This is a genomic window from Polynucleobacter sp. Nonnen-W13 (assembly GCF_018881735.1).
Lineage (GTDB): Bacteria > Pseudomonadota > Gammaproteobacteria > Burkholderiales > Burkholderiaceae > Polynucleobacter.
Genome location: NZ_JACVPU010000001.1, coordinates 490,987 through 517,741, shown reverse-complemented (window position 1 = coordinate 517,741; position 26,755 = coordinate 490,987). Strand labels below are relative to the sequence as shown.

Below are 26,755 nucleotides of genomic sequence, written 5' to 3'. Positions count from 1 at the left end.
GACTGATTATTTTAGAAATTCTTGGGCGGCAACCACACCGCTGGCCTTGGGTTTATAGCCGATAGCACTAAAACTCATCTCCACACCGCTCAAAGCAGCCATGAGGCTTAATTCATTGCAATCACCAAGGTGGCCGATACGGAAAATCTTGCCTTTGAGCTTGCCAAGGCCAGTTCCGAGCGAAAGATTGAACTTTTCTAGGGCATGTTTACGCAAAACATCTGCATCCATTCCTTCCGGAACTACGATCGCTGTCAACACTGGTGAATAGGCATTGGGATCTAAACACTGGTTCTCCAGACCCCAAGCGGCAACCGCACGACGACAAGCTTCTGCCAAACGTTGATGACGAGCAAAAATCGCATCCAAGCCTTCTGTCTGCATCATGTCGATTGCCTCATGCAAACCGTACATCAGATTGGTGCTGGGTGTAGTTGGCCAGTAGCCAGTTTTATTGGATTCTAAAATTTCATCCCAAGCCAAATAGGCTTTTGGAATTTTACTGTGCTTACTTGCTTCAATTGCTTTTGGTGACAAGGCATTAAAGCCAATACCCGGAGGCAACATCAAACCTTTTTGCGAACCTGAAACAGTAACGTCAGCACCCCATTTGTCATGTTCATAGTTGGCAGAACCGATGCCAGATACGCTATCAACGAGCAATAGTGCTGGATGCTTTGCATCATCAATTGCCTTACGAACGGCAGCAATATTAGATGTAATCCCAGAGGAAGTTTCGTTATGCACTACGCAAACTGCTTTAATTTCATGTTGAGTATCTTTGCGTAAGCGCTCTTCGATCACAGATGCATCAACACCCCAGCGCCAAGTATCAACACCTGATTTACCCACCACCTCAACTTCAATGCCAATCTTTTTGGCCAAAGCACGCCACAAGTTTGCAAAATGGCCAGTCTCGTAAAAGACCACCTTATCACCAGGATTGAGAACGTTGACTAAAGCCCCTTCCCAAGAACCGGTTCCAGATGCGGAATAAATAATGACGGGTTGCTCAGTCTTAAAAATCTTCTTGATGCCATCTAAAACCTTCAGGCCAAATGCCCCGAATTCAGGGCCACGGTGGTCGATGGTTTGATAGCTAATCGCCCTCAGAATGCGGGAAGGCACTGGGCTTGGACCAGGGATATGTAAAAAATGGCGTCCTGAGAGGTGGTTATCTAGTTTTAGCATGCTGAGTCTCGCTTGGTTTTTGTAGTTAATCTTGGTGGTCAGTGTAAGTCACTTTTTGACAATTTACAATTTTGTATGCAAAATAATTTCTAAATAATCAAAAAAATAAGCTATTTACAGCGTTATTTATGCTTATAGATGCGTTATAGTGATTATGTATACAAATTTAAGGCATTTCAAATGATGCTCAAAACACCAGCTAATACACAAAACCTGCATGAAGCCATCTTTCTTAAGCTCAGAGCTTTATTAGTAGAAGGCTCCATTGCGCCGGGAAGCAAGCTCAATGAACGTGAGCTAGCAGAGCAGCTTAATGTCTCACGCACCCCTATCCGCGAGGCAATTCGCCGTCTAGCCGCCGATGGTCTGGTTGAATTAATTGCTAACCGTGGCGCCATTGCCGTTCAACTGAGCAAAGATGACATCATTCATACCTTTGATGTGATCGCCAATTTAGAAGGCTTCTCTGGGGAGCTAGCAGCACAAAACATTAGTGATCAAACACTGATTGAACTTGAAGCGCTCCAATACGAAATGATGGCCTCGTATGCTCGCAGGGATTTATCTAGCTACTATCGACTCAATCTTCAGATTCACCAAGCTATTAATCACGCAGCGAACAATCCCGTACTCAGCCAACTATTTAGCCAAGTCAACGCTCGCATTGAAGCGCTCCGCTTTCGCTCCAATCAGAATGGCGTTAAGTGGGAAAAAGCCGTCGAAGAGCATCAAGAGATGTTGGATGCATTAAAGGCTCGCGACAGCGTGCGGATGCGCAAGGTCATGATGCAGCATGTGATGAATAAGCGTGATGTTGTAATTCAATTAATTGACTCAGAGTCTAAAGAGAAGGTTGCAGCATGAACAAGCCTGTTGATTTGCCATTGCCAGAATTCGTTGCCAATAAAGCGGAGCTTGCTAAGCGCCTGAAACAAGAAACCTCTGGCGAGGTCCTGACGGATATCGCTAGTCGCGGACGCTATGCAACCGACGCATCGATCTACCAAGCCATGCCAGTTGCTGTCTTTATCCCTAAAACAGCAGAGGATATTGCGACGGCGATACAGATTGCAGCTGACTTAGATATTCCAGTTCTTCCGCGTGGCGGGGGCACCAGTCAGTGTGGGCAGACTACGGGCACGTCACTTGTCATCGATAACACTAAATACTTTCGCAAACTCCTGCATGCAGATCCCGCTAAGGCCACAGCAATTGTTGAGCCGGGCATTGTGCTCGACCACCTCAACGCTGCGCTCAAACCACACGGCCTTTGGTATCCAGTAGACGTTTCTACTGCAGGGCAAGCAACCATTGGTGGCATGGCAGGTAATAACTCTTGCGGTAGTCGATCAATTGCTTATGGCAACATGGTGCACAACGTTTTAGGAATCGATGCCTGGCTAGCAAACGGACAAGTGGCAAGCTTTGGTAATTACGCCCAAAGTTCTGGTGCTGCAAAACAATTGGGTGACTTCGTTAAAAGCCTTGCCAATACACTACAGCCTGAGATTGAGGCGCACTTCCCCAAAGTCCTGCGTCGTGTCGCTGGCTATAACCTAGATGTGTTCCATCCACAAAGTGAGCTCCCTTACACCCAAGATGGGAGTGTCAACTTGGCACACCTTTTGGTGGGTAGCGAAGGTACATTAGCTTATTTCAAATCACTTGAGCTGAAGTTGGCGCCATTACCGCAACACAAAGTACTTGGAGTGGTGAACTTTGCGAGCTTCTTTAAGGCAATGGATAGTGCTCAACACATCGTCAAGCTCGGACCTACTGCTGTTGAGTTAGTCGATCGCACCATGATTGACTTGGCGCGCCACAATCCTAGCTTTAAGAAAACGATTGAGACCGCGCTGATTAATGCTAGCGCTCAAACTCCTGAGGCCATCTTGTTGGTAGAGTTTTCGGGGGAAGCGCATACCCCTTTACTGGAGAAATTAAAGTCCTTGCAAGATCTGATGGGTGACTTGGGGCTTCCAGGCTCGGTAGTTGCAATGCCGGATGCCGGCCTGCAGAAGAATCTATGGGAAGTGCGTAAGGCTGGCCTCAATATCATGATGAGCCTCAAGGGCGATGGCAAGCCAGTCAGCTTCATTGAGGATTGTGCAGTTCCACTAGAGAGTCTTGCTGAATACACCCAAGCGCTCACAGAGGTATTTTCTAAATACGGCTCACGTGGTACTTGGTATGCGCATGCTTCCGTCGGCACCCTCCACGTCCGCCCTATTCTAGATATGCGTCGTGATGGCGCGCAAAAGATGCGTGCAGTTGCGCAAGAGGCGTCCGCCCTAGTTCGTAAGTACAAAGGTGCTTATAGCGGTGAGCACGGTGATGGACTCTGCCGAGGAGAATGGATCTCCTGGCAATTTGGCCCAAAGATTACGCAAGCCCTCGCTGAAATCAAACATGCTTTTGATCCAAAGGGATTATTTAATCCCGGTAAGATCGTGAACCCACCAAAGATGGATGATGCGAGTAACTTCCGCTTTCCACCAAGTTACAAAGTGATTCCGCTGCAACCAGCCTTAGATTGGTCCGCCTGGAACGTACAGAACAATCCAGTTACTGAAGAGACTAGTGCACCAGGCACTGGCGGCGATCCTGCGATGGGCTTCGCTAAAGCTGTGGAGATGTGCAACAACAATGGTCATTGCCGTAAGTTTGATGCGGAAGTGATGTGTCCAAGCTATCGCGTTACTCGTGATGAAAAGCACCTCACCCGTGGTCGCGCCAATACATTGCGTCTAGCCCTTTCTAACCAACTGGATATGAAAGACGGGAGTTCACCCCTTGGTAGCGACGCCATTAAAGAAGTGATGGAGCTTTGCGTCAGCTGTAAAGCTTGTCGCCGTGAATGCCCTACTGGCGTTGATATGGCAAAGATGAAGATCGAGTTTCTATCTGCTTACAAGAAGCGAACTGGTCATACAATGCGTGATCTAGCTGTTGCCTATTTGCCAAAATATGCCTCTATCATCAGCAGTATTCCAGGGCTTCCCGCCTTACTCAATCTTCGCAACCACATTACGCCTATTGCTAAATTACAAGAATGGGTCATGGGTATTTCTGCACAAAGAAGTCTGCCGATCTGGAAAGCAAAAAACTTCTGGAACAATCCAAGTGCAATTGCACCCTATCAATTTACGCCTGCAGAACTTAGCAAAGCAGATGCAAATGGTAATAAGGGGGTGGTGTTATTGGCCGATACCTTCAATGCCTACTTTGAGGATGAGAACTTACGTGCAGCTCTGAAAGTTTTAGAAGCTTCTGGCTATCGTGTTCACATTCCCCAAAAGACCAAGACTTCAAGTAGCAGTACAAATACCTGCTCTAAAGAATTTTGCTGTGGTCGCACCTACCTAGCAGCTGGCATGGTAGATAAGGCTAAAGTAAGCCTAGATGAATTAGTGAATCATCTTGCCCCTTTTGCAGAGAGCAATATTCCGATCATTGGTCTTGAGCCTTCTTGCTTATTCACTTTAAAGGATGAAGCATTGGTCATGGGCTTTGGTGAGCGGGCAGTGACTGTCAGTAAACATGCACAGCTCTTAGAAGAATTTCTAGCAAGCGAGGCCAAGGCGGGCAAACTCAAACTGTCACTGAAAACGGCAACGCGCCCAGTGCTGTTTCATGGTCACTGCCATCAAAAATCATTTGCTGCCGTAACACCAGCAATGGAACTTCTAAAATTGATCCCAAATGCAGAGCCTAAGCTGATTGAATCTTCCTGTTGCGGAATGGCTGGTAGCTTTGGTTATGAGGCTGAGCACATTGAAGTGTCTAAGCAAATGGCAGAAGCTAGTCTATTACCTGCGATTCGTAAAGCGCCAGATAGTTGGGTGGTTGCGGATGGCACCAGTTGTCGCCATCAGATTGCCGATGGCACCCAAAGAGACGCTGTGCATATCGCCAAGATCTTGGCAGCCCATCTCTAAAACAGGATGTCAAAACTAGCTAACGAATAACGCCGTAAGCTAGCATCAGCAAGGTTCCAGTCAATAAGGCTGGAACGAGACGGTGTGTTGGTTTTGAAACCATCACACCAATGCTGAAGATGCAAATCAGAAGTCGAATCCATACGGGTACAGTCGACAAGAGGCCAATCGGCATTAGGACCATTCTGACAACGAGGGCCGCTACCATCGCATAAGTGACGGCAGAAAGATAGCGAAAGATTTCGCTCTCTTGATTAATTCTTTTGGCTAGCAAAACACCAATGGCACGACAAATATAGGTTCCGATTGTGGCGCCTGCTAAGGCAATCCACAAACCCCAACCCTGGAGGCTAGCATTCATCAACTGATCACCCCCGCTCTTTTGCGTAGTACTTTGCGATCAAACACATAGGCGATCGTTCCCCCTACCAGACCGGTGGTCAGTAAGCTGGTATCGCGATCCAAGAGAAAGAAAAAGGGGCCCAATACAAAACCTAAGCCAATGGCGATCCGGTTAACCCAGGGCTTCACCTCGGTAAACGTCAGCAAAAAGAATAATGGGTTAATGAAAACGAGGCCAAGCGTGATGTATGGTGGCACTACACCAGCCAATAAATATCCCAGAATGGTGCCCGGAATAGAAATCACCCAACACAGTAAACCAAGACCAATGAAGTAACTCAAACGATGCTTCGCTTCTATTGTCTGAAACTCACGCATGGAAATAGCCCAAGCAGTCATTGCCAGTAGATGGACCGAAGCATAAAGCCCATGATTACGATCTTTTTCATGAAACTGCGGAAAGAGTGTCACCGTCATCGTGATGAAGCGCGAAGAAGTTAAAGTCACTGCGAGAGCAATCGCGACTACTGATGATCCGGTAATTGCCATCTCGAGCAAAACTACTTGGCCAGGTAATGCGAACATGAAAAAGCTAGTGGCAGTGGTAAACCAAGCATCCATACCATTGGTTTTACCCATCGCACCGAAGCCCACCATTCCAGCAAAGAGCACCATTGCAGGTGCACCAGCTGCATCCCGAATACCTGCCCAAAAAGCCTCACTGCGATTTTTATAGCGTTGTGCTACCGAAGCCTCTAGCTTGATTTCACTAGGGTCTATAAAAGGTTGATCGGCTGATGACATGCTTTGATTGTAAGAGTTGCTAGGTACTTTGCCAAAAAATACTTAGGAACTCAGCGCCCATTCAATATGCTCGGCTACCAAGGCATTCGCCAAAGGTAAGGCGTCCTGCAAAGCTTGCCGCAGGAGGTCTTTATCTAATTCGGGGACCTGATCAGCAGCCAAAGCATTCCCCATGGCCACCGCTAAGTTTCTGCGCCACCTAGAGTAGCCAATCCGCCGAATAGCACTACCCTCATGGCGTTTCTCAAACTGATCCTCAGTCCAAGACCAAAGTTGCAAAAGGCTTGCCCTCCCCAGACCATGACGCTCAGCGTAATCTGGCATGGCTGTACGTTGTGCAAATTTGTTCCAAGGGCAAATCAATTGGCAGTCATCGCATCCGTAAACACGATTACCCATCGACCTTCGAAACTCCACCGGAATGGCATCTGGATTCTCAATCGTTAAATACGAAATACAGCGTCGCGCATCTAATTGGTAAGGCGCGGTAATCGCTTGCGTGGGACAAATATCTATACAAGACTGACAAGTTCCACAATGCGACTCCTGCTCTTGATCTACAGGCAATGGAACATCAATTAGGATTTCACCCAAAAAGAATGTTGATCCAGATTCGCGATTGAGCAATAAAGTATGTTTGCCCCGCCAACCCAAGCCTGCCTTACGCGCTAACTCCACTTCCATCAAGGGTGCAGAATCAGTAAACACGCGATAACCAAATGCTCCGATTTGCTTTTCAATGATTTGGGTAAACTCTTGTAAACGATTGCGCATCACCTTGTGATAATCGCGCCCACGGGCATACAGCGATACTGCTGCTTGAGCGGGATCACTTAATCTGTCCCATTCTTGATCGAAGTCTATTGCGGGAGGCAAGTAATTCATGGTGACGCAAATGACCCTCACCGTACCCGGAACTAAGAGGGCTGGGTCAGAGCGTAATTGAGCATGTTTTGCCATGTATTCCATCCGACCGTGCCGCCCTTGTGCAAGCCAGTCATTCAGACGCTCAGTTGCAACACCAAGATGGGTATCAGTAATACGCAAGTCATCAAAACCCAATTTTCGAGACTGCTCACCCAGCCACTCACGCAGATTAGCCTGATCAACAGAGTTGGGTATTTGAGAAGATGTCATTAGGAATACAGAATGTAGCTTAATAATTGAATAAACTAAGCAAATGGCTCAGAATTCATTTACTCATCATTGTAGGCAAGAAGCGGATACAGTTGCCTTAGCGCAAAAGCTTGCCTTAAGTCTTGACCATCTTTTTCGAGCCGATCCAAGCGTTCACCTCAATATCTCCCTAGAGGGTGATCTTGGAGCTGGCAAGACCACCTTTGCCCGCCATCTCATACAAGGCCTAGGGTATGAGGGCCGGGTGAAGAGCCCAACCTACACCTTATGTGAACCCTACCCGCTCATCATCCATGGCAAGACTCTAGCGATGAACCACTTTGATCTTTATCGCATGCGAGATCCTTTGGAGTGGCAAGAGGCCGGCTTTGCAGAACATTTTGACGAGCCTGGATTCTGTTTAGTAGAGTGGCCAGAAAAAGCTGAAGGGACGCTGCCTACGTTTGATGTTGAAATTCATCTGATAGCTGGTACAGATGAAAATGAAAGAAATATTACCTTCCAAGCAAACTCAAATCAGGGAATGATTATTTTCGAGAAGATGTGCATCTAATAGAAATGAGTAAGCTGCCTATTAATTTCTCCAGAAGAAAGCATCTCAAAACTTCAGTAAAGATGCTGGGCTTTATTCTCTTCTTCAGTGAGACAGAGATTGCTTGGGGAGCCAAGATCTTGGGGGTACGCATTTGGCCTGCAGAAGATTACACACGCATCACACTCGAGTCTGATAAAGCATTACCGATTACCCAACAACTACTAACCAACCCCGATCGCTTGGTGGTTGATGTTCAAGGTATGGAACTCAACTCCACCCTGAAAGATTTAGTAGCTAAAGTCAAACCCAATGACCCTTACGTTTCACAAATCCGAGTGGGACAATTTCAACCAGGCATGGTTCGCTTGGTCTTTGACCTAAAAGAGCCTGTTAAACCTCAACTCTTTACGCTTGAGCCCATTGCGGAATACCAATATCGTATGGTGCTAGATCTCTACCCAGCCATTCCGCCCGATCCGCTAATGGAGTTAGTTAAAAGTAGCGCACGTAAAGAAAGTGCTCTAGAAAAAGCCAATGAAGAAATTGACTTGATTGCGCAGTTCGCAACTAAAAAAGAGAAAGAGGCTCCGAGGGCGCCAGTGGCCCAAGCGATCCCAGACGTAAAAGAGTCCGCAGTAAAAACTAAACATAAGCGCCTTATCACCATTGCAATTGATGCAGGCCATGGTGGAGAGGATCCAGGCGCTATTGGCACCATGGGCTCCAAAGAAAAACATGTAGTGCTCTCGATTGCTAAACGCTTACGCGACAAAATTGAGAGCGATCCTTATATGCGTCCATTTCTCACTCGAGATGGCGATTACTTTGTGCCGCTCCACACCAGAGTTCAAAAAGCACGTCGGGTAGAGGCCGATCTATTTGTCTCTATTCATGCAGATGCCTTTATCGAACCGAGAGCAAAAGGTGCCTCGGTCTTTGCCCTATCTCAAATGGGTGCCAGCAGCACAACAGCTCGTTGGATGGCTAATAAAGAAAATGCATCCGATCTCATTGGTGGCATCAACATCAAAACACAAGATAAGCAGGTGGCTAACCTGTTGCTGGATATGTCTACCACTGCCCAGATCAAAGACTCACTTCAAGTGGGCACTTCAATCCTCAAACAAATCAGTGGATTTGCCCCACTACATAAACCAAAAGTTGAACAAGCCAGCTTTGCTGTTCTAAGGGCCCCGGATATTCCATCTATCTTGGTTGAGACTGCCTTTATTAGTAATCCACAGGAAGAGGCGCGCCTCAATGATGATGCTTATCAAGACCGAATTGCTGAAGCGATTATGAGGGGAATTAAGGACTATTTCTCTAAAAATCCACCAGTTGCCAGACGCGCAAACGCATAGCACTCTTGTAAGTACAAGGGCTTGAAGGCAGAGGCCTACTGACCCAAGGGCGCCCATAAACTTCTTGCTATAATCTTCTTTTTACTGGGTCGGTAGCTCAGTCGGTAGAGCAGCGGACTTTTAATCCGTTGGTCGCGAGTTCGAATCTCGCCCGACCCACCAATATTACTAAGCCTCGCTTTTGCGGGGCTTTTTTATTGACTGCGATATCCTTCAAAAATAGCTCTTTAAACCTTATTTTAGGCCTTTTTTTAACTAGAAAAACAGCTCCAAATCCACTAAAATAGTACTATGCCAACTAAGTTTGCCACCCAATCTCAAGCCCGCCAATACAACGTTTCTAATGCTGTAGCTTCTGCTCGGATTGAGGGCATTATTCCAACTAAGCAATTAGAACAAAACCTAACTGATTACGTTGCTGGCAAAAAGAGTATTGCGCAAATATTGGAAGAAACCAAACAACGTTATGTCACGCTACGACGCGGATGACACTTACTGCTACCCAGGTACAGACGTACTTCGAAATAAAGCAGAAATAACTAACACACAAGATTTAGACGCCTACGAAGGTGAGCTATCGACTTTGCGGTCAATTGAGATTCTAGAGAGTCCCATAGCAGGTCAATTTGACCTTATTCATCTTCAGCGCATTCACTTAGCCCTCTTTCAGGATGTATACGACTGGGCCGGGAAGATTCGCACAGTAGATATTAGCCGTGGCAATAGTCGTTTTGCTAATGTGCGCTTTATTGAATCTGCGGCAAACGACATCTTTAACAAACTAGCTCGTGAAAACTGGCTTAAGGGGCTAGATTCAAACTCCCTATCAAAACGACTAGCTCACTACTTATCAGAGATAAACGCCCTTCACCCTTTTCGAGAGGGAAATGGTCGCGTACAACGCATATTCATCTCCCAACTTAGTCAATCAGCCGGCTATCAACTCAACTACTCCGACCTGGAGCAAGAGCAAATTTATCTAGCAATGGAACTAGCCTTTAATGGCGATGAATCCATTCTTGCCAATCTCATCCTAGAGCACCTGGAGAGCAATGAATGGATTTGAGAAATTTACCGACCTGTTTGAGCCAATTAAACCTCTTTAAGCCCGTTGGTCGCGAGTTCGAAAACGCATTTTCGACGAAGTCAATCTCGCCCGACCCACCAGAAACACAAAGCCCTTGAATGAAAGTTCAAGGGCTTTTTCTTTTGCATAATCAAGCTAAGACCATACTTCAAGCCAGAATATGCTATTACATTACTCCAGATAAGGATAATTTTCAGAATTATCATGCTATAATGCATTAATGCAGCATGAATACAGGAGAATGCTATGGGCGCAGTAATAGATCATCAAGTTATTAAATCTATTGGATCCAGTGGACAAATTTCACTTGGCAAGGAGCATGCCGGCCGCCAAGTGCTAGTTGAAAACCCTGAACCAGGAGTTTGGGTGATTCGTACCGCCACCGTTATTCCAGATAATGAAAAGTGGATGCACAAGCCTACTGTTAAAAAAGATTTAGCTACCGCCCTAGCCTGGGCACAAAAGACGCCTGCAAAAGCTACCAATCTTTCTAAACTAAAAATGGCAAAAACGAATGGTTCGAAACGCAAAGCCTGAGCCTTTAGTAGAGCTAGACCTCAATAGCCCTATTTTTCAATCAGCCTGGGAAAAACTAGAGTTAACGGAGCAAGAAAAAGCTTTTGCTACTTTTGAAAAAATTACCTAACTAACCTGGAACCAGGTCTACCGTGATAAGGGTTTGAAATAGGAAAAGATCCATAGCATTCCAGCGCCCAATGGAATTGATTCCCTATACTCCTTCAGAGTCAGTAAATCAATTCGAGGAATTGGCTTTAGAGAGGATCATTTTCTACGCGTCTTATTAATTCAACCGGATCATGATGCAGCGTATGGAAAAAAATAATCCCATAAAAAAATCTTTTGTGTTGACTCCAAGCAAAGACATTCGTAATTCATCAGATCCTGATATTGCTGGATCCTACTACGCTATGCAACGAGCAGGCCAAGCAGCAATAGACTTGGCAATCCAAACTAATACGGCTATCGTAACCACTGTTGACGGTAAGATAGTTCGGATCTCTGCTGCAGAACTCATCAAACAGCGTCAACTTACGGCCTAAACACCGTTGGTCGCGAGTTCGAAAACGCAGTTTCGACGAAGTCAATCTCGCCCGACCCACCAGTAATACGAAGCCCTTGAATGAAGGTTCAGGGGATTTTTCTTTAGGCTGGCAACTCAGTCACTGCTCTCATAAGCTGCTAACTTTGCTTTTAACTGACGCTCCTCCTGAAACCGCTCAGTCTCATCGCGAATGATTGCAGCTATTGCAATAGCTTGCTTTTGCTCATCAAACAACATACTTACCGAGAATGCAATTGAAATAGAGTGTCCATCTTTATGGACTGCAGGAACCCTCAGTAAAGTATGTCCATACTTCGTTTGTCCGGTTTGAATGGTGTGAAAGTAGCCTTTCGAGTGACGTTCTCTAAAGCGCTCAGGCGTGATGATGCTGAGCGTTTTACCCAAAGCCTCCTCTGGAGTAAATCCGAAAATACGCTCTGCTGAGGCATTCCAAAACAAGATATTTTCATCTCGGTCAGAAATAATGACTGCCTCACCAAGTTGTGTGACGAGCGTTTTGAAATCCAAAGTGACCGACATATAAATAGTCTTTACCATTAAGTTGTACCAATACCAATGTAACAGTAAATACTACCCTAAAGTGACATAACTAAAAACTAGCTAGCCAGCCAGGCAAAATTAGCCAAAGGCTTTTATGATGGGATCTTGCGTTCTTAACAAGGTCAATCTCACTTGTATTTCAGTAAATCTATTTTTCCTTTGTGGACAAAACTCAGCTTATGTATTGGGGTGGCTATCAGCTTTTCCATCATGGCGCAGCCTATAGAAAAAAGTACTGTAGTTGGATCAAAGCGTTTTACAGAAAGCTATGTGCTTGGGGAGTTGGTCAATCAAACATTACGTGCTGCTGGCGTACAGGCCATTCATCGACAGGGTCTTGGTAATACTGCAATTGTCACTCAAGCACTTACAACGGGGCAGATTGATGTTTACCCAGAATATACCGGCACCATTCTGAGGGAAATCCTAAAACGCCCAGAAACACAAGCATCACTAGGCGAGCTCAATGTTTGGCTTAAACCTAAGGGCTTAAAAGTAGCAATACTCCTTGGGTTTAATAATACCTATGCACTTGCCATGAGGGCAGAGCAAGCAAAAGCTTTAGGCCTCAAACGTATTAGTGATATCGCAAACCTCAGCACTAAACAGCAAACCACTCTGCGGATTGCGTTATCGCCAGAATTTAAGACGCGGGCTGACGGGTGGTCAGCACTTGTTAAAAATTATGCTTTAACAATACAGCCAACGAAAGTGTTAGAGCATGGCTTAGCCTACGATGCTTTGGCACGAGGCGATACCGATATTGTGGACGCCTACTCTACTGATGCAGCGATTGCCCAAAAAGATCTGGTTCTATTGGAAGATGATAGGAAGGCATTTCCACGCTACGATGCCGTTCTGTTAATGCGCTCTGATTTTGATGAAAAATCCTTGCAAAGCTTAGAGGGAAAATTAGATGAAGTCACTATGGCCAAGCTCAATGGACTAGCTGAGTCAGGCATGAGTTTTGAAAAAGTGGTGAATGTATTTTTAAAGACAAGTACAAATGATCAACAAAGCCCTACCCAGCTCTCTAGGTTTTTTAAGTTACTCCTTGGTCCAGATTTTTTTACCGCCCTACGTGATCATGTTCTCCTGGTAGCGATCTCCTCAACCATGGCCCTGCTCGTCGGAATCCCTTTAGGCATTCTGGCATACCGACGACCCCGATATGCGGCTTGGATTTTAGGTGCTACCGGTATTTTGCAGACCATCCCTTCACTTGCACTGCTGACGATATTGATTGCTCTACTAGATCAAATAGGGGCTGTGCCAGCGGTTTTAGCCTTATTTTTATATGGCCTACTGCCCATTGTGAATGCGACCCACATCAGCTTAATAGAAGTTCCATCGAATCTAAAAGAAGCAGCGCTGGCCCTTGGTTGCAATGAATGGCAATTGCTCATTTCGATCGAGCTTCCATTTGCCCGGCCCGTCATCATGACGGGTTTAGCATCGGCAACGGTAATTGGAGTTGGTACTTGCACCCTAGCGGCGCTGGTAGGTGCTGGTGGATTTGGTGATCGCATAGTAGCTGGGCTGGCCGTAAACGACCACGCACTCATGCTTGCTGGAGCTATACCAGCCGCCATGCTGGCTCTGCTTGCTCAAATCATTCTGACGCCGAAACGTAGATCAAAAAATATCTAGTATTTACCTAGGCAAGGGAACAAATTGCAGAAAAGGAGTCTGCAAATAGTTCCATTAGCCGACATACTGAAGTCTTATTGGTGGTCTTCTATACTGCAATCACTCAACTCAACAGAAGATTTTTCCCAAAATACTGTATGTCTGAATCTTTAAGCCAGGACTACCTTCTTTATGCTCCGCATCCGCCTGCGTCAACCTTGGCACAGTGGCTAGAGGAAAGCAACCGTATCACCCGTCAAATTCTGGGCCATATTTCGGCAGCGGATCAGATAGTTCCTCAGCTCAATATTCTGAATCCCCCGCTGTGGGAATTGGGTCACCTAACTTGGTTTCATGAATTCTGGGTTCATCGCGATGGCCAAGAGAGTAAGCCATCATTCATGAAGAACGCTGACTACTTATTTAATTCTTCAGAGATGGCACATCAAGATCGTTGGTCCACTCCAATGCCATCTCTAGATAATCTACTGGAATACAACTACAGCGTCGTTAGCAGTACTCAAGATTTGCTACGCACACCAATCGACAATAAAGCTGCTTACTTTATCCAGCTAGCGATCTTGCATCAGGATATGCACAATGAGGCATTTGCCTATATGTGGCAGACCATGGGGCGCTCTATACCCTTTACTCCCTTCACTAGTACGAGTAAGTTTGAGGCTAAAGCGCGAGACTGGATTCATTTTCCAAAATCAACGATGCAAGCTGGTTCTGAGCAGGGCTCCGGCTTTATCTTTGATAATGAAAAGTGGGCACACTCTAATGATCTCCCTGCATTTGATATTGCAAGCACGCCCGTCACCAATGGCGAATACCTAGAGTTTCTGCAATCACCAAGCAATCTTGGCCAGTCCATGCCTGTAGCGCCACCCTCTCACTGGAAAAAGGAAGGGGATATTTGGCTAGAGCGAATTTTTAATGAATGGCTGCCCTTAAGTAGCGCATCCGCTCTACGCCACATCAGCTACCTAGATGCTCAGCGTTTTTGTGAATATCATCAAGTGCGTTTGCCTAACGAACATGAACTTAGTCTACTAATGTCACAAAAGCAGGGAGTCTGGCAATCCTCTAATTTATGGGAGTGGACTAGCAGCACTTTTACCCCCTTCCCTGGATTTACCGCCGATCCCTATATCGACTATTCACAGCCCTGGTTCGATGGCAGCTATCAGGTGCTCAAGGGTGGTAGTCTATTTACCCCCGATCGCCTAAAAAGAGTGGCATTTCGTAACTTTTATCAAGCTCATAGAAGTGATCATTTTTGCGGCTTTCGTACGTGTTTACTCTAAATTGAGTAAGCTCTTGATGTTGCGGTAACCACTACTTTTAATTTGAATTGGCAATACTTTATGACTACCCCCTATAACGGTCGCCTTACCTCTTTATCTCATGGTGGAGGCTGTGGCTGCAAGATTGCACCTGGTGTCTTAAGTGACATCCTCAAGGCTTCACCGATGCGCAATTTACCTGCTGCCTTATTAGCAGGTTCTGATAACAACGAAGACGCTGCCGTTTATCAAATTAATGAAAATCAGGCGATCGTTGCGACGACGGATTTCTTTATGCCAATCGTGGACGATCCATTTGAGTTTGGTCGCATTGCTGCCACTAATGCTATTTCAGATATTTACGCCATGGGTGCTCAACCTCTTTTCGCACTGGCACTATTGGGTATGCCAATTCAAGTATTGCCTTTAGAAGTTATCCAGCAAGTGACTGCTGGTGGCGAATCGGTTTGTAATGATGCCGGCATTATGATTGCCGGTGGTCACTCGATTGATACTGTTGAGCCAATTTATGGCCTCGTTGCCATTGGAATCGTTGACCCAAAAAAATTGAAACGTAACAGTGGTGCTCAAGCGGGAGATAGCATCATCCTCAGCAAGCCGTTGGGTGTAGGCATTCTTTCTGCAGCACTCAAGAAAGAAGTTCTCTCTGATGCAGGCTATAAAGAGATGATTGCTCTCACCACTAAGCTGAACAAGCCTGGTGTTGCACTCTCCCAGCTAGATGGCGTACATGCCTTAACCGATGTTACGGGCTTTGGCTTGGCAGGGCATTTACTAGAGATGGCGAGAGGATCTCATTTAATGGCACAGGTCCACTGGGATGCTATTCCGGTTGTGCAGGAAGCAATTGAGCACGTTAAGGCAGATATTTTTACCGGTGCCTCTACTCGAAATTGGGCTGGCTATGGCAATGAAATTCAACTCGCAAGCAATCTGGGGCTCTGGCAACAAAATGTTCTTACTGACCCCCAAACCAGTGGTGGCCTGCTGATTTCTTGCGCACCAGAGCAAGAAGCTGAAGTGCTCTCAATACTTAATTTGGGCGGCTTTGCTAGCGCTCAGAAAATCGGACAGTTTGTAGCTGGCACAGGCTTGTCTGTTAACTAAATCTGTACCCCGCAATTTGTGATTACCTATATAAAGAGATATTTTATGAAATCAATCAAAATGAAGACACTGAAGCACCTCCTTGGAGCATTACTTGCTTTTGGCATTGCTGCTAGCGTAAGCACTCCCGCCCTAGCACAAGAGGTGTTGCGGATATCCGCAATTCCAGATGAATCGCCAACAGAGTTGCAACGCAAATTCAAACCTCTAGGCGAGTATCTTTCAAAAGAAACTGGCATGAAAGTGGAGTTCACGCCGGTGACTGACTACGCGGCAGTTGTGGAGGCCTTGGCGACCAAAAAGATTGATATGGCTTGGTTGGGTGGCTTTACTTACGTTCAAACCAAAATTAGAAGAAATGGCACAGCTAACCCAATTATTCAACGAGTGGAAGATGAGAAATTCACCAGTGTTTTCATTGTTCCGGCTGATAGCTCATTAAAGTCATTAAGCGAACTCAAGGGTAAGACCATGGCATTTGGCTCACCGTCCTCAACATCCGGACACCTCATGCCACGCTATTTCCTGATGCAAGCTGGCATAAATCCAGACAAGGACTTTAAAAACATTGCTTTTTCAGGTGCGCATGATGCGACTGTCGCCTTCGTAGCAAGCGGGAAGGCAGATGTTGGCGCGCTCAATGCATCAGTTTGGGTTAAGCTCAATGAGGCAAAAAATCCCAATGCGCTAAAGTCAAAAGTACTCTCCACAACGCCACCCTACTTTGATTACAACTGGACTGTTCGCGGAGATCTTGACCCAGTAACAGTAAAGAAAATTACCGACGCATTTTTAAAGTTAGATGCTAGTAATCCGAACTACAAAGAAATCATGGATCTTCAGCGTGCAAGTAAGTATGTCACGACTAAATCGTCGAACTACGATGACATCGAAAAAGCAGCTCGCTCTGCTGGATTAATTAAGTAGTCTCGTGGGGTTTTTCTTACAGCAGCTGAGCTTTGAGCACAGCAACGGAACGCCGGCGCTCAGTCAAATTTCATTAGCGGCGCAGGCTGGCGAGTGTATCGCTGTGATTGGCCCATCGGGGTCTGGCAAGACAACACTCTTAAATATCTTAGCCACTGCCCTGAAGCCCTCACTTGGGACCGCTATTGTACTTGGAGAGAATCCCTGGAAACTCTCTAAGTTATCTCTCAAGCGCTTACGCTCTAAGATTGGCTTAGTGCATCAGGCGCCCCCGATACCACTAAGACAAAGAGTGATCACTGCCATTCTGGCTGGGCGATTGGGACAGTGGCCGCTCTGGAAATCGATTCTGTCATTGGTGTACCCAGTAGACATTGCTGGCCCGCAATCGTGTTTGGAACGCCTAGATCTAACTGATAAGTTATTTGATCGTTGCGACTGTCTTTCGGGCGGTCAGCTGCAGCGGGTTGGGGTTGCCAGAGTAATGTATCAAGCACCCCAGCTTATCCTAGCCGATGAGCCAGTATCCGCCATGGATCCAGTTCTCTCAGATCTGACGATTGGCGTACTGATTGAAGAGGCAAAAAAGCGCAATGCTACTCTTGTCGCCAGCCTTCATGCAGTCGATATTGCCTTACGATGGTTTCCACGCATTATTGGCATTCGAGATGGTCAAATGATTTTTGATCTGCCCTCAAGCGAAGTCAGCGAACACATCTTAAGAGAGTTATATGCATCTGAGCTTGGAGGACTTCCAATTCAAGCCAGCAGTACTGCCTCCTAATGCAAACATCCATTATTTCAAGGGACCCCGCAACACCCTATCGTTTCATGGGTCTACTGCTTGCCATCGCCATTCTTTGGCCGATGCTACAGCTTACCCAATTTGAGCCCAAGCTTTTAATCGACCCAAATAATATCCAAGTCATGGGTGATTTTTTAGTGCAGTTTTTTCCACCCAATATTGAAGCAACATTTTTATCGCTCGTAATCAAAGCTACTGTAGAAACTTTAGCCATGGCTACCGCCGGAATTGCCTTGGCAATGGTAATTGCGGTACCGCTTGGCCTCATCATTTCTTATAGCCTCTCGATTTCAAGAATTGGCCCTACATCTGACCATCAGTTTGCTCAATCTATTCGGCTTCTTGCGCGCTCGCTCATGCTGGTGTTGCGCGGCATCCCAGAGATTGTGTGGGCGCTCTTATTGGTGAGAGTATTCGGCCTAGGTGCTATTGCAGGTGTTTTAGCCATCGCCATTACTTATGGTGGCATGCTCGCTAAAGTCTATTCAGAAATTTTGGAGTCTGGCAATACTCTTCCAGCTCGCGCACTCATTTTGTCTGGTAGCAATCGAATAGCGGCATTTCTATATGGCTTATTACCAGGTTCAGCGCAAGAGCTTGCATCCTATACAGTTTATCGATGGGAGTGTGCCGTAAGAGCCTCTGTGGTGATGGGCTTTGTGGGTGCAGGCGGATTAGGTCAATTGATGGATCAGTCCATGAAAATGCTCAATGGCGGAGAGGTGTCAACTATCCTGGTAGTTTTCTTGGGGCTTGTGTTACTCGCTGACTACATCAGCTTGATCATTCGGAAACAATTGGCATGAGCACTCCAATAAATATTCAACCTGCTCGTCAATTTTGTCTCAAGTGCCTGTTAACGCTCTTGATCGTATTTGGATTAACGATTGCTAGCTTTATCTACCTTGCACTAAATCCAGCCAATCTCTTCACACTTGAAGCATTGAAAAATATTGCAGAGTTTATTGGGCGATTTTTTCCACCAGATTTGAGTCCAGATTTTTTAGATAAAATTTGGCATGGTGTTTTACAAACGCTCGCGATTTCCGCTCTAGCAACCCTCATTGCAGCTATTTTCAGTCTCGGACTTTCACTGCCAGTATCAGGCAGATTTGGTCCGACTGCAAAAGGGATCACTCGCTTTATTTGTAACTTCTTACGATCCGTCCCGGAATTAGTTTGGGCGGCTCTCATGGTTCTGGCTGTTGGCCTTGGGCCATTTGCAGGAACCCTAGCTTTAATGCTGCACACTACCGGAGTTTTGGGAAGACTGTTTGGTGAAAGCTTAGAAAATCATCCTACAGTCTCTAGTAATGCTCTGATGCTGAACGGCTCGGGAAGAGTGACTAGCTTCTTGTATGGCACGCTCCCCGGAATCGCACCTCAATTACTTTCATACAGTCTGTATCGCTGGGAAATGAACATCCGCATGGCAACGATATTGGGCTTTGTAGGTGCAGGTGGACTGGGACAGATGTTGTACTACGAACTCTCCTTACTGCGAGAGGCACAGGCATCAACCGTCATCATGGCAATGCTAGTCTTGGTTATCTTCGTAGACTTTGTAAGCAACAAACTACGTCGAATTCAGATGCATAACCAGGGTTAAGGCGTCCGCTCATTCATCCTCATAGATAATCAAGCGAATGAAACACATATTGACTGAAGAATTACTTCAAAGCCTAACTGCCGATACACCATCGATATCGCCAAAGTTTTTTTATGATGATATCGGCTCGCACCTGTTTGATGTCATTACGCTTCTTGATGAATACTATCCAACTCGAACAGAGAAATGGATTATGGATACCTATCAGCGTGGTATTGCTGATGCCGTAGCTCATTGTGATGTTTTAATTGATCTGGGCGCCGGTAATTGCGCCAAAGGAAGCCAACTTTTTGATAGTATTGCGCCAAAACAATATAGAGCGCTTGATATTTCAAAAGAATATGTAGAGGCCGCCGTTGCCGATCTACAGAAGCAGTTTCCTCAGATTGAGATGTCAGCTCATGCGATCGATCTTAGCTTGCCGCTAGCCTTTCCTGATCTTCAAGCACTTCGTAAAGTATTTTTCTATCCGGGCTCTTCAATTGGTAACTTTAATCCTGAAAAAGCGGATCAGTTTTTTATGAATCTGGCTCATGAGTGCCATGGGAATGGCGGACTTTTAATTGGGGTCGATCTAGTCAAAGATACCGAAACTCTGCACCTTGCCTACAACGACCCCTTGGGAGTCACTGCCGCATTTAATTTGAATGCCCTACTAAACGTCAATCGACTCATTGGTAGCAATTTTCAGCTTCAGGATTGGGAGCACTATGCCTTTTTTAATACCTCACTGTCCCGTATTGAAATGCACCTACGAGCACGCTCTGATGTGCGGGTAATTCTGCCGGGCAATGGAAGTCAGGATCATATTATTTCTTTTGGTGTAGGTGATTTAATTCATACCGAAAATAGCTATAAATACACCCAGGAACATTTTGTAGAAAAACTTCGTCACGCTGGGTTTGCTGACATCCAATGCTGGACCGATCCAAATAAGTACTTTTTAGTTTGTTTTGCAAAAGTCTAATAGAGTCTTTATTCAATCCTTAAGCAACTGCATCATCAACCCCTGAATAGATTGCATCTCTCGATCAGGGCTCACCAGATCTTTACGAGTATCAATCTGTTTTTTCAGCGCAGAATAAAAATCGGGCATAGTTTCAGCGCGATATAGTAGGGCTGCAAGTTCAAGCTCATCACCCACGGGATAGTAGCCAAGATAGTCATCTCCAAGCAAGCCTCGATTCCCAGGAATGTCCGAAGCGATCACTGGAACGCCCAATGCTATTGCCTCTGAAACTACATGAGCGCCGCCCTCCATCCGACTGGAAATCACCATCAGGCGGCTCTGGGAGAGTGCCTTTAATGTATCGGCATGGCTTACCTCGCCAACCCATTGGTAACGCTTTAGAGTTTCGCTATACACCTTAGCAGTACGCTCCATTTGCTTATTCATAGCCATACCTAAATGCAAAACCTTGATCTGAGAATTTAGGGGCATCAAGGGAAGACTACGGGCGATACAAAAAGGATCCTTCTCCTCCCTCAGGTGGCCAATCACTATTACTAGGAAACTCGTGCTCTTCACTGCATCGGGGGTATCAAGCTGAACTGACTGATAAATCACTCGAGCTTTATGACGTAGATGCGCTGGAATAGAATCTAAGGCTGAGGACTGCAAGACAATCAGTTGGTCTGCCACCTCCATTGAGTGAAGAACCTCACCATGGACTGCCATGTCTCGATACAAATCAGTACCCGTCAAAACCAAGACAATAGGTCGATCAGGGTGCTGCGTATGAAACGCCATGATGGATGCATAGCTTCGATAGGCATGCAGCGCTATCAGCATGGCGGGATCTTCACCTGACAGGGATTCACTCACTACAACCGCATAGCCAAGTTTCTCCAAGAAATTCTGCCAGCGTAGCGCCGTGATCCGGTTTCCGTGCAGACTCCCTTGTGGTGCCGGCGTTACGATTTCAATATAGAGTTTGATGTTGAACCTATCAAAAAGTACAGTTTTTTATATTTCTAATGGTAATGGAGATTTACTATGTCAGTTAAGATACCCCGCTGGTAATCCCTGCTGATTTAATTGCCTACAAATACACTATAGTTAAACATATTCCGCTATGCCTATTACTAGCCCTAGGACGTAAATGACTCTTACTGAACTTCGCTATATCGTCGCAGTTGCACGTGAACGCCACTTTGGAAGAGCGGCAGATGCCTGCTTTGTATCTCAGCCTACCCTATCAGTAGCCATTAGAAAGCTGGAGGAAGAACTCAATACCCAAATCTTTGAGCGTACCAATACTGAGGTTGCAATGACTAGCCTAGGCTCACTGATTGTGGATCAGGCTCAAAGAGTGCTTGAAGAAGCCAATTCCTTAAAGCACTTAGCAAAGCATGGGCAAGACCCTCTATCTGGCCCACTCAGGCTTGGTGCGATCTACACCATTGCACCTTACTTATTGCCCAGCTTAGTGCGGGTTGCACGAGAGCGCCTGCCACATGCTCCTTTATTTTTAGAGGAAAACTTTACCGTTCGGCTTCTTGAAGTCTTACGTCAAGGGGCCTTAGATTGCATAGTGATTGCAGATCCCTTCGCAAGCACTGGACTCAATCAAATTGAATTGTATGATGAACCTTTTTTAGTAGCAGTGCCTAAAGGTCATCCTTGGGAAAATAGAACATCAATTCCGCATCGAGAGCTGAAAGAGCAAAATACTTTGTTACTAGGTACTGGGCACTGTTTTCGAGACCATGTACTTGGTGTCTGCCCAGAGTTGAATCGTTTAGGCTCTGGAACAACGATTGGGGAACAACGTAGTTTTGAGGGCTCATCTCTAGAAACTATTCGACAGATGGTAGCCAGTGGCATTGGTATTTCAGTACTGCCTAGAACGTCCGCTTTTGATAATGTATCTTCTGATCAGCTCATTCGCTATATTCCATTTGAGGACCCCATTCCTACCAGACGAGTTTGTCTCGTCTGGCGGAAAAACTTTCCACGCGCTGCTGCAATGAATGAATTAGCCGAAGTAATTCGTCAATGCGCCCTACCTGGCGTTCAATATCTTTAAGATCTAGCTTGCTTTAACTCAAATCAGAAACGAGCGAAGCCAATGTTTCTGAAGGGAGAGTTTGTACATGCATTGGATAGCCCTTGTGATCACAACCAACCATCATCTGAGCGCCAGCCTTTAGAGCCATCTTCATATCCGCTGTGAGATCAAAGCGCATGAAATGCACTGCAGATGTTTTCTCGGCAGTAGAGCGTTCCAAGTCTTCGTCAGCAATTGCATAGACACGTGGCTGACCTTCGACCTCAATAAAGATCTTGTGCTCTATGCCCACTAACTTCGCAAGCGCAACTTTACGATCTGCTTCATTGGGATACTCAATCATCATAGTGGCCTTGAAATCCGAACCACTAGGCACCAAGGGGTTGTACGCGTTCAACTCATCCTCGATACCGCTCTCTTCAAATGTTTTTTCTACACGCAGCATCTCTTGAATTTGATAGCGCATTAAAAACTCATTCTCAAAAATCAGTGTTACGTGATCTCCAAGATGAACAGTACGAAGGCGACGTTCTTTAATCGCTTTTTCACGAAAAACGGGACGTTCTTTGTGGTAAGTCTCAAGACTTAAAAGACTATCGCGTGTAATGATTCCCATACTGCTATCTTCCTTTATTTATATAAATTAAAGACCATATGCTTTTGCAAGTAAGGTCAATGGGTGAGCCATCTCGGACTTAGGTAAACCCAACTCTTCCATGCCCTGCTCAATATGATGACCCGCTAGCTGACAGTCAGAGCTAATATAGTTTGGCTCTTCTTCAGCCATTCTTCTGAATACAGGCTTACCAATTTTCATTGCCATTTCATGAAACTCTTTCTTCACACCCCAGGTACCGGAATGTCCTGAGCAACGCTCCACAACATTCACTTCAGTACCAGGTACTAGCTTTAGAGTTTCCGCAGTCTTTTGACCTACGTTTTGAACCCGTGAATGGCAGGCCATGTGATAACTCACATTCCCGAGCTCTTTACTGAAATCTTTCCTCAAGAGGCTATCCGAATTTCGCGCCATAAAGTATTCAAAGGGATCCCACATCGCTTCTTTCACCAATTGCGTATCAGCACAATCAGGGAACATGAGTGGCAACTCTTGCTTAAACATCAAAGTACATGATGGGATTGGCGTCAATATGGCATAACCTTCACGTGCCAACTTAGCCAACTTTGGAATATTTTTTTCCTTATTCTGCGCAACAGACTCTAAATCACCCAGCTCGAGCTTAGGCATGCCACAACAAGCTTCTTTATCCACAAGCTCATACGGAATAGCATTGTGTTTCAGAATCTTGATGAGATCTTGCCCTATGCCTGGCTCGTTGTAATTGATATAGCAGGTAGCATAGATAGCGACTTTTCCAGGCGTCTTGACGCCATCCACTACTGGCAGATTTTCAGATTTCTCAGCCAGTTGTGGGAATGTCTTAGGTGCGTATTCAGGAATCCAAGCATTCTTATCTACTCCTAAGGCGCCCTCCATCACCAAACGGGCAAGCCCAGTGCTATTCACAGCATTGACTGCTTGAGTAACAATCGGAATACCAGCAAAGTGGCCAAGCTTATCTGTAGAGGAAAGTAATTTGTCGCGGAAAGTCGCTTTGTCGTCCTTGAAATTCACTGCCTTTGCACGAAGCATTAAGTGAGGAAAATCAATATTCCAAGGGTGTGGAGGAACATAAGGACATTTGGTCATGTAGCAAACATCGCACAGGTAGCATTGGTCAACTACCTTTTGGTAATCGGCCTTATCAACCTGCTCCATCTCCAAATCTTCAGTGGCATCCACCAAATCAAAAAGGGCTGGAAATGACCCACAAAGACTGACACAGCGACGGCAACCGTGACAAAGATCGAAGACACGCTCCATCTCAGCTTCTAGATCGGCTTTATCGTAAAACTTGGGGTTTTGCCAATCCAAAGGATGTCTGGTTGGGGCTTCTAAACTACCTTCGCGAGTTGTCATGTATGTCCTCTACTATTTGAACGTATGCAATGCATTAATTTTGTAGGGCTAAGTTTAGAGCTCCACCAGTCGATAGTGAAATTGTATTAATTAACAATCTTCATAGAAAATACCTAATTAGCTTGATTCAATCCTCTTAGTTGCCCTTTGAATTCATAAATAAGAGGTAGTAGACACTAACATTTACTCAAATCAGCTCTCTATTGGAGTTATTTGACGACAAAAGGCCCTAAAAGCGGCACCATTTACCCTTATATTTTATTAATTGATATTTACTTATCAGTTGTTTTTAACTATCAAGTCCATACAAAAATATGATCATTCAAATCCGCAGATTTGTTCATAATCATCGGCAGGTGAACCTTATAGAGCTAGTAACTTAGCAAATCACCCAATTTCAACTAACCGTTTTTAGGAGTCAATCATGGCTAAAACTGTAAAAGGTACAAAGACTGAGCAGTCTTTGAAAGAAGCATTTGCTGGAGAATCACAAGCAAACCGTCGTTATTTGTATTTCGCGAACCAAGCTGATATCGCTGGTGCAAACGATGTTGCAGCAGTTTTCCGCTCAACAGCTGAAGGTGAAACAGGTCATGCCCATGGTCACATGGAATACTTGATCGAAGGCGGCGCAGGCGAGCCAGGTACTGGTATGCCAGCTAAGACAGTTGCTGAAGCATTGCAAGCAGCTATCGCGGGAGAAACACATGAGTACACAGATATGTACCCAGGTATGGCTAAGACAGCACGCGATGAAGGCTTTGACGAAATCGCTGACTGGTTTGAAACATTAGCTAAGGCTGAGCGTAGCCACGCTAACAAGTTCACTAAGACTTTAGAAGCCCATTTGGCAAACGCTTAATTAGCCAAGTTATTTAATTTGAAAGCCCCTGAATGAAAATTTGGGGGCTTTTTTTCAGGCTTAATCAATCCAGGCTGGATGCTTGTGCATTACCGAATTAAACAATTCGGATTCAATCAGTTCACCAAGCCAATTCTGAATATTGGGGAGCGGCAACCCCTCAAAGCTTTTTTGATCAGACATTGAAAATTGCCGAATAAACGGAAAGATAGCTACGTCTACCCAAGATAACTTATTACCCATTAGATAAGTATTCAATTTCAGCGCGGCCTCCATTGGCCTGATCATCAACTCTATTGCGGCATTCAAAATCGCTTCTCGATTGAGATGGGGATATCTCTCAGGATATTTGTATTGATCTAAAAGAGTTTTAAATGGGCCATCATTTTTCTCGAGCCACTCTATCGAGATGATTTGATCAACATTCAACCAACCATCTGGATCAGATCTATGTAAGGCCCAGCGCATGATATCCAGACTCTGATCCAAAATCAGCTCATCAACACACAAAACTGGAACAGTGCCTTTGGGCGATACCCGCAACATGGATTGTGGTTTATCACGCAAGACAATCTCCCGGTGCTCATATTCAATACCGGCATATTTCAAAGCCATACGGGCCCTCATTGCATAAGGGCATCTGCGGTAAGAGTACAAAATTGATCTCATCGCGTCATTATCAAGCCAGCGCTCAATTGATTGATCTAAAAAAACGATCATTTATATCATTATTATTTGTTATACAAATATAGCATTCTGCTTCAGAATGACTCCTGTTGTGCATTAACTCATTTATTTTTAACAGGAAAACCCCATGTCATTAATCAACACAGCAGTAATTCCATTCAAAACCCAAGCTTTCCACAACGGTAAGTTCGTCACTGTTTCCGATGAGTCCCTCAAAGGTAAATGGTCAGTATTGATCTTTATGCCTGCAGCATTCACATTCAACTGCCCAACAGAAATTGAAGATGCGGCTGATAACTATGCTGAATTCCAGAAGATGGGTGCAGAGGTCTACATCGTTACTACGGATACTCATTTCTCACACAAAGTATGGCACGAGACTTCACCTGCAGTAGGCAAGGCGAAGTTCCCATTGGTTGGCGATCCAACACATACATTGACACGTGGTTTTGGAGTGCATATCGAGGAAGAGGGTCTCGCACTGCGTGGCACATTCATCATCAATCCAGAGGGCGTTATCAAGACAGCTGAAATTCACTCAAATGAAATCGCTCGCGATATCTCTGAGACATTACGCAAGCTCAAGGCTGCTCAGTACACAGCCGCTCACCCAGGCGAAGTATGCCCAGCTAAGTGGAAAGAAGGCGCAGCAACATTGACTCCATCTTTGGACCTCGTAGGCAAGATCTGAGGATCAAGGTTAGAAGTAATTAGCAATCAATAGACTCTCTTCGGAGAGTCTATTGGGCAGGATGAGAAAAAAAATTCTTGCCCAATAGACTCATCAAGACTTAATACCAAGGAATAC

Annotated in this window: 29 protein-coding genes and 1 tRNA gene; 21 read left to right on the top strand and 9 right to left on the bottom strand. The window is 45.4% G+C overall.

The features are described 5' to 3' along the window. Positions 1-6 precede the first annotated feature (6 nt). Positions 7-1,191: an alanine--glyoxylate aminotransferase family protein gene (locus ICN27_RS02785; RefSeq protein WP_216268903.1), complete on the bottom strand. Its 1,185-nt coding sequence runs from the start codon at positions 1,189-1,191 to the stop codon at positions 7-9. A gap of 180 nt (positions 1,192-1,371) precedes the next feature. Here ICN27_RS02785 and ICN27_RS02780 point away from each other — a divergent pair, with 180 nt between their 5' ends. After that, positions 1,372-2,055, top strand: a complete 684-nt coding sequence (locus ICN27_RS02780; RefSeq protein ID WP_216268902.1) for a GntR family transcriptional regulator — start codon at positions 1,372-1,374, stop codon at positions 2,053-2,055. Then, the gene (locus tag ICN27_RS02775; protein WP_216268901.1) at positions 2,052-5,129 is read left to right on the top strand and encodes an FAD-binding and (Fe-S)-binding domain-containing protein; all 3,078 of its coding nucleotides are present in this window, start codon (positions 2,052-2,054) and stop codon (positions 5,127-5,129) included. The genes ICN27_RS02780 and ICN27_RS02775 overlap by 4 nt, the downstream gene beginning before the upstream one ends. 19 nt (positions 5,130-5,148) lie before the next feature. On the opposite strand, the gene ICN27_RS02770 is transcribed toward ICN27_RS02775, so the two are convergent. From ICN27_RS02770 to queG, 3 genes are read right to left on the bottom strand one after another with little or no spacing between them, the layout of a single operon-like run. Next, positions 5,149-5,490 carry an AzlD domain-containing protein gene (locus tag ICN27_RS02770; protein WP_216268900.1) on the bottom strand — a complete coding sequence of 114 codons (342 nt, stop codon included), beginning with the start codon at positions 5,488-5,490 and terminating at the stop codon, positions 5,149-5,151. Further along, positions 5,490-6,275 carry an AzlC family ABC transporter permease gene (locus ICN27_RS02765; RefSeq protein WP_216268899.1) on the bottom strand — a complete coding sequence of 262 codons (786 nt, stop codon included), beginning with the start codon at positions 6,273-6,275 and terminating at the stop codon, positions 5,490-5,492. Before ICN27_RS02765 ends, ICN27_RS02770 begins: the two co-directional genes overlap by 1 nt. A gap of 42 nt (positions 6,276-6,317) precedes the next feature. After that, positions 6,318-7,412, bottom strand: a complete 1,095-nt coding sequence (gene queG, locus ICN27_RS02760) for a tRNA epoxyqueuosine(34) reductase QueG (RefSeq protein ID WP_216268898.1) — start codon at positions 7,410-7,412, stop codon at positions 6,318-6,320. Positions 7,413-7,455: 43 nt separating this feature from the next. Here queG and tsaE point away from each other — a divergent pair, with 43 nt between their 5' ends. From tsaE to ICN27_RS02725, 8 genes are all read left to right on the top strand, one after another. After that, positions 7,456-7,965 carry a tRNA (adenosine(37)-N6)-threonylcarbamoyltransferase complex ATPase subunit type 1 TsaE gene (tsaE, locus tag ICN27_RS02755; protein ID WP_216268897.1) on the top strand — a complete coding sequence of 170 codons (510 nt, stop codon included), beginning with the start codon at positions 7,456-7,458 and terminating at the stop codon, positions 7,963-7,965. 5 nt (positions 7,966-7,970) lie between these two features. After that, a complete protein-coding gene (locus ICN27_RS02750; protein ID WP_216268896.1) occupies positions 7,971-9,308 on the top strand; it encodes an N-acetylmuramoyl-L-alanine amidase in 1,338 nt (445 codons plus the stop codon). Between the two features lie 86 nt (positions 9,309-9,394). Further along, positions 9,395-9,470 (top strand) — tRNA-Lys (locus ICN27_RS02745). Positions 9,471-9,599: 129 nt separating this feature from the next. After that, positions 9,600-9,797, top strand: a complete 198-nt coding sequence (locus tag ICN27_RS02740; protein ID WP_215309448.1) for an antitoxin VbhA family protein — start codon at positions 9,600-9,602, stop codon at positions 9,795-9,797. Then, positions 9,775-10,374: a Fic family protein gene (locus ICN27_RS02735; protein ID WP_216268895.1), complete on the top strand. Its 600-nt coding sequence runs from the start codon at positions 9,775-9,777 to the stop codon at positions 10,372-10,374. The genes ICN27_RS02740 and ICN27_RS02735 overlap by 23 nt, the downstream gene beginning before the upstream one ends. Before the next feature lie 267 nt (positions 10,375-10,641). After that, the gene (locus ICN27_RS02730; RefSeq protein ID WP_215309444.1) at positions 10,642-10,932 is read left to right on the top strand and encodes a hypothetical protein; all 291 of its coding nucleotides are present in this window, start codon (positions 10,642-10,644) and stop codon (positions 10,930-10,932) included. Then, entirely contained in the window at positions 10,910-11,041 is a 132-nt protein-coding gene (locus ICN27_RS10415; RefSeq protein WP_255534955.1) for a hypothetical protein, read from the top strand. The genes ICN27_RS02730 and ICN27_RS10415 overlap by 23 nt, the downstream gene beginning before the upstream one ends. Before the next feature lie 172 nt (positions 11,042-11,213). After that, positions 11,214-11,456: a hypothetical protein gene (locus ICN27_RS02725; protein ID WP_255534954.1), complete on the top strand. Its 243-nt coding sequence runs from the start codon at positions 11,214-11,216 to the stop codon at positions 11,454-11,456. 116 nt (positions 11,457-11,572) lie between these two features. Here ICN27_RS02725 and ICN27_RS02720 read toward each other — a convergent pair whose 3' ends face one another. Beyond that, positions 11,573-11,998: a PAS domain-containing protein gene (locus ICN27_RS02720; RefSeq protein WP_215309440.1), complete on the bottom strand. Its 426-nt coding sequence runs from the start codon at positions 11,996-11,998 to the stop codon at positions 11,573-11,575. Between the two features lie 210 nt (positions 11,999-12,208). Here ICN27_RS02720 and ICN27_RS02715 point away from each other — a divergent pair, with 210 nt between their 5' ends. The 8 genes from ICN27_RS02715 to egtD all read left to right on the top strand — a co-directional run bounded on the left by ICN27_RS02715 (position 12,209) and on the right by egtD (position 20,373). Continuing rightward, entirely contained in the window at positions 12,209-13,669 is a 1,461-nt protein-coding gene (locus ICN27_RS02715) for a glycine betaine ABC transporter substrate-binding protein (protein ID WP_370624466.1), read from the top strand. 137 nt (positions 13,670-13,806) lie between these two features. Then, positions 13,807-14,958, top strand: a complete 1,152-nt coding sequence (locus ICN27_RS02710) for an SUMF1/EgtB/PvdO family nonheme iron enzyme (RefSeq protein WP_216268894.1) — start codon at positions 13,807-13,809, stop codon at positions 14,956-14,958. A gap of 60 nt (positions 14,959-15,018) precedes the next feature. Next, positions 15,019-16,065: a selenide, water dikinase SelD gene (gene selD, locus ICN27_RS02705; protein WP_216268893.1), complete on the top strand. Its 1,047-nt coding sequence runs from the start codon at positions 15,019-15,021 to the stop codon at positions 16,063-16,065. A 60-nt stretch (positions 16,066-16,125) separates the two neighbouring features. Then, positions 16,126-16,992 carry a putative selenate ABC transporter substrate-binding protein gene (locus ICN27_RS02700; RefSeq protein ID WP_255535000.1) on the top strand — a complete coding sequence of 289 codons (867 nt, stop codon included), beginning with the start codon at positions 16,126-16,128 and terminating at the stop codon, positions 16,990-16,992. Positions 16,993-16,996: 4 nt separating this feature from the next. Further along, positions 16,997-17,776, top strand: a complete 780-nt coding sequence (locus ICN27_RS02695) for an ATP-binding cassette domain-containing protein (protein ID WP_216268891.1) — start codon at positions 16,997-16,999, stop codon at positions 17,774-17,776. Continuing rightward, a complete protein-coding gene (locus ICN27_RS02690; RefSeq protein ID WP_215309423.1) occupies positions 17,776-18,603 on the top strand; it encodes an ABC transporter permease in 828 nt (275 codons plus the stop codon). The genes ICN27_RS02695 and ICN27_RS02690 overlap by 1 nt, the downstream gene beginning before the upstream one ends. Further along, entirely contained in the window at positions 18,600-19,406 is an 807-nt protein-coding gene (phnE, locus tag ICN27_RS02685) for a phosphonate ABC transporter, permease protein PhnE (protein WP_216268890.1), read from the top strand. Before ICN27_RS02690 ends, phnE begins: the two co-directional genes overlap by 4 nt. Before the next feature lie 37 nt (positions 19,407-19,443). Continuing rightward, positions 19,444-20,373 (top strand): L-histidine N(alpha)-methyltransferase, encoded by a 930-nt coding sequence (gene egtD, locus ICN27_RS02680; RefSeq protein ID WP_216268889.1) that lies wholly within the window; start codon positions 19,444-19,446, stop codon positions 20,371-20,373. A gap of 12 nt (positions 20,374-20,385) precedes the next feature. Here egtD and senB read toward each other — a convergent pair whose 3' ends face one another. Further along, a complete protein-coding gene (gene senB, locus ICN27_RS02675; protein ID WP_256441784.1) occupies positions 20,386-21,327 on the bottom strand; it encodes a selenoneine biosynthesis selenosugar synthase SenB in 942 nt (313 codons plus the stop codon). 181 nt (positions 21,328-21,508) lie between these two features. On the opposite strand from senB, the gene ICN27_RS02670 reads away from it, so the two are divergent. Continuing rightward, positions 21,509-22,435, top strand: a complete 927-nt coding sequence (locus ICN27_RS02670) for a LysR substrate-binding domain-containing protein (protein ID WP_216268888.1) — start codon at positions 21,509-21,511, stop codon at positions 22,433-22,435. A gap of 13 nt (positions 22,436-22,448) precedes the next feature. Here the strand turns inward: ICN27_RS02670 and ICN27_RS02665 are convergent, their stop codons facing one another. Continuing rightward, complete coding sequence (locus ICN27_RS02665) at positions 22,449-23,033, bottom strand: DUF3501 family protein (RefSeq protein WP_215309415.1); 585 nt, start codon at positions 23,031-23,033, stop codon at positions 22,449-22,451. Positions 23,034-23,060: 27 nt separating this feature from the next. Beyond that, the gene (locus ICN27_RS02660) at positions 23,061-24,398 is read right to left on the bottom strand and encodes a heterodisulfide reductase-related iron-sulfur binding cluster (RefSeq protein WP_216268887.1); all 1,338 of its coding nucleotides are present in this window, start codon (positions 24,396-24,398) and stop codon (positions 23,061-23,063) included. A gap of 424 nt (positions 24,399-24,822) precedes the next feature. On the opposite strand from ICN27_RS02660, the gene ICN27_RS02655 reads away from it, so the two are divergent. Next, the gene (locus ICN27_RS02655; RefSeq protein WP_046329724.1) at positions 24,823-25,260 is read left to right on the top strand and encodes a rubrerythrin family protein; all 438 of its coding nucleotides are present in this window, start codon (positions 24,823-24,825) and stop codon (positions 25,258-25,260) included. Between the two features lie 60 nt (positions 25,261-25,320). Here ICN27_RS02655 and ICN27_RS02650 read toward each other — a convergent pair whose 3' ends face one another. Then, the gene (locus ICN27_RS02650; RefSeq protein ID WP_216269243.1) at positions 25,321-25,929 is read right to left on the bottom strand and encodes a glutathione S-transferase; all 609 of its coding nucleotides are present in this window, start codon (positions 25,927-25,929) and stop codon (positions 25,321-25,323) included. 145 nt (positions 25,930-26,074) lie between these two features. Between ICN27_RS02650 and ahpC the strand changes: the two genes are divergently transcribed. Beyond that, on the top strand, positions 26,075-26,638 hold the full coding sequence (gene ahpC / locus ICN27_RS02645) for an alkyl hydroperoxide reductase subunit C (RefSeq protein ID WP_216268886.1): 564 nt from the start codon (positions 26,075-26,077) through the stop codon (positions 26,636-26,638). Positions 26,639-26,755 lie beyond the last annotated feature (117 nt).